General features: G+C 62.0%; 2 protein-coding genes and 1 pseudogene. 2 read left to right on the forward strand and 1 reads right to left on the reverse strand.

Annotation, left to right across the window (positions count from 1 at the left end):
* Positions 1 to 1,123: pseudogene (thiC, locus tag WBV42_RS21195) on the reverse strand (phosphomethylpyrimidine synthase ThiC); the annotation flags it as partial.
* A 138-nt stretch (positions 1,124 to 1,261) separates the two neighbouring features.
* Between thiC and WBV42_RS21200 the strand changes: the two are divergent.
* Positions 1,262 to 2,296, forward strand: coding sequence for an NAD(P)-dependent alcohol dehydrogenase (locus WBV42_RS21200; protein ID WP_423987799.1), 1,035 nt, complete (start codon positions 1,262 to 1,264; stop codon positions 2,294 to 2,296).
* Between the two features lie 231 nt (positions 2,297 to 2,527).
* Positions 2,528 to 2,821 carry a hypothetical protein gene (locus WBV42_RS21205; protein WP_423987800.1) on the forward strand — a complete coding sequence of 98 codons (294 nt, stop codon included), beginning with the start codon at positions 2,528 to 2,530 and terminating at the stop codon, positions 2,819 to 2,821.
* Positions 2,822 to 2,929: the final 108 nt, after the last annotated feature.

Below are 2,929 nucleotides of genomic sequence, written 5' to 3' on the forward strand. Positions count from 1 at the left end.
CATCGCGCGTTCGGAATCGAGCGCGAGGTCGAACTGGCGTCGCCAGTCGAACTCGTAGCGGGCCTCCGAGAGGGCGTCGTCCCAGTCCCGCGCGCCGGGCAACCCGTTCGCCACGTCCCCGGCGTGAGCAGCGATACGGTAGGCTGCGAGTCCGTCCCGAACGTCCTCTTCGTCCGGAAGCCCGAGGTGTTCTTTCGGAGTCACGTAACAGAGCATGGCCGCACCGGCGCGGGCCGCTTCGGTCGCGCCGATGGCGCTCGTGATGTGGTCGTAGCCGGGCGCGACGTCGGTGACGAGCGGTCCGAGAACGTAGAACGGCGCACCGTCACAGACCTCCTGCTGGCATTCGACGTTCATCGCTATCTTGTCCATCGGAACGTGGCCCGGTCCCTCGACCATTACTTGGACCCTGTGGTCCTGTGCGACCCCCGTCAGTTCGCCGAGCGTGTCCAACTCGGCGAACTGCGCGTCGTCGCAGGCGTCGGCCAGACACCCCGGACGGAGGCTGTCCCCGAGGCTGAACGTCACGTCGTGTTCGGCGAATATCTCGCAGATCTCCTCGAATTTTACGTACAGCGGGTTCTGCATCCCGTTTTCCTCCATCCACTGTGCGAGAAGCGAACCGCCTCGGGAGACGATGCCCGTCTTTCGCCCGTCCGTGAGCGGCAGGTGCTCCATCAAGATGCCCGCGTGAATCGTCATGTAATCGACGCCCTGCTCGGCCTGTTTCCGGATGACGTCGAGGAGCAGTTCGTGCGTGAGGTCCGTAACGTCATCGACGCGCGTGACGGCTCCGTAGAGGGGGAACCGTGCCGACGGGAATCGGGGAGTACCGGACGTTCGTCTCCCGTATCTCGTCGAGGTTTCCGCCGGTACTCAGATCCATCACGGTGTCCGCCCCGTAGTGAACCGCCGTGTGCAGTTTCCGGAGTTCGCCTTCGAGACCGCTCGTCGTCTCGCTGTTGCCGATGTTCGCGTTGACCTTCGTCGCGAACTCGCGGCCGATTATCATCGGGTCGAGTGCGTCGTGGTCGTGATTGGCCGGAATGACCGCCTGCCCGTCCGCGACCTGTTCGCGGACGAACTCGGCGTCCCTGTTCTCCCGCTCCGCGACCCGCTCCATCGCCGCGGTTATCTCCCCGGAACGAGCGCGTTGGAGTTGTGTTTTCGGCATCGATTACTAGATCATATTACTCGGTGATAACTCTTGCCGATGACGACGGGCACCAACGTTGACGGCGATTCGGCACGAAGCGGGGGTATGCACGTCGCAGTCCTCAACGAACCTGGTTCGTTCGTCGTCGAAGAGCGAGAGAGACCGAACCCAGATCCCGACGAGGTGGTCGTGAAGATAGGCGAGGTCGGCATCTGCGGGTCCGACGTTCACTACTACGAACACGGCCGAATCGGCGACTACGTGGTCGAATCGCCGCTCGTCCTCGGGCACGAGAGCGCGGGCGAGGTTGCCGCCGTCGGTGAGAACGCGGGCGACGATTTCACAATCGGCGACAGGGTGACGCTCGAACCCGGCGTTCCCTGTCGGCGCTGTGCCCACTGCAAGCGCGGCGAGTACAACCTCTGTCCCGACGTGACGTTCATGGCGACTCCGCCCGACGACGGCGCGTTCGCGGAGTTCGTCGCGTGGCCCGCCGACTTCACCTATCGGCTTCCGGACGACGTTTCGACCCGTGAGGGTGCGCTCTGTGAACCCCTCAGCGTCGGGATTCACGCGGCGCGACGCGGGAACGTCGACGTCGGCGACTCCGTGCTCGTCACCGGTTGTGGACCCATCGGTCTGTTGGCGATGGAAGCCGCGAACGCGGCCGGGGCGACCGAGGTGTTCATCTCGGACGTCGTCCCCGAAAAACTCGCGCTGGCCGAGTCGCGGGGCGCGGATGCGACCATCGACGTGAGCGAGGAGGACCTCGGCGAAGCGGTCTCCCGACTCACGGACGGCGAGGGCGTGGACGTGATCATCGAAGCCTCCGGGGCGACCCCGGCGATTCGAACCACCATCGATGCGGTGCGACGGGGTGGGACCATCGTCCTCATCGGCCTTTCACAGGACGATGAAATCCCGCTCGCCACGGGCGACATCATCGACAACGAACTCGACGTTCGCGGGTCGTTCCGCTACCGGAACACGTACCCTGCGGCCATTCAGTTGTTGTCGGACGGCGCGGTAGACGTCGAAGGTATCGTGGATTTCGAGATGGAACTGTCGGATGTCGAAGCGGCGTTCGAGCGAGCGAAGGCGTTAGGAACCGTGAAAGGAATGATTTCGATTTCCGACTAGCCCGTCCCGAAAACCGGCCGGAGGAGTAGATTTTTTTTCGAAGCGCAATGCCCCATGTCTGTGAAGTTAAGACGTGGTCCTCGACAACACGGTTCTAAGAGGCCGTTTACCGTGACAACCTCTGTCGAAATTTTTACTCGCTAATGAGTAAACTATATCAGTGTCAGTCAGCTACGGTGCGTTGATGAACGAAACGAGCAACAAAACGAGCACAGTGGAGGTCGAACGATAATGTGGCAAGACATCGTTTTCCTGTGCGGGAGCGTCTTTTCGCTTCTCGTCCTCGTGCCGACCCTTCGCGATTCCATGGCGAACGTACCGCTCGGAACGTCCCTTCCATCGGCCATTATCGGCATCGTCTACGGGACCGCGTTTCTCACACTCGGTATGCAACTCTCCGCTGGCGGGTCGCTTCTCACGGGAATCATGTGGAGTCTCATCGCGTTCCTTCGGTCCCCCAATCCGCTCTCCGATTCCGAACCCGAAACGCACGCTGGATATTCTACCCCGCAACACGCGGACTGAAGTCGCGAAAACGCGCGGACTGACGCAACGAACGACGAAAACCAACCGACGATTCTCGATTTTCATCGACCGATATTACGACGACGAGCGGTCGTGCTGGTCACGACC

Source organism: Haladaptatus sp. (assembly GCF_049589095.1).
GTDB lineage: Archaea > Halobacteriota > Halobacteria > Halobacteriales > Haladaptataceae > Haladaptatus.

Excerpts from the sequence above, each read along its gene's own strand:
- WBV42_RS21200 (WP_423987799.1), top strand. The coding sequence starts at position 1,262 with ATGCACGTCGCAGTCCTCAACGAACCTGGTTCGTTCGTCGTCGAAGAG.
- WBV42_RS21205 (WP_423987800.1), top strand. The coding sequence starts at position 2,528 with ATGTGGCAAGACATCGTTTTCCTGTGCGGGAGCGTCTTTTCGCTTCTC.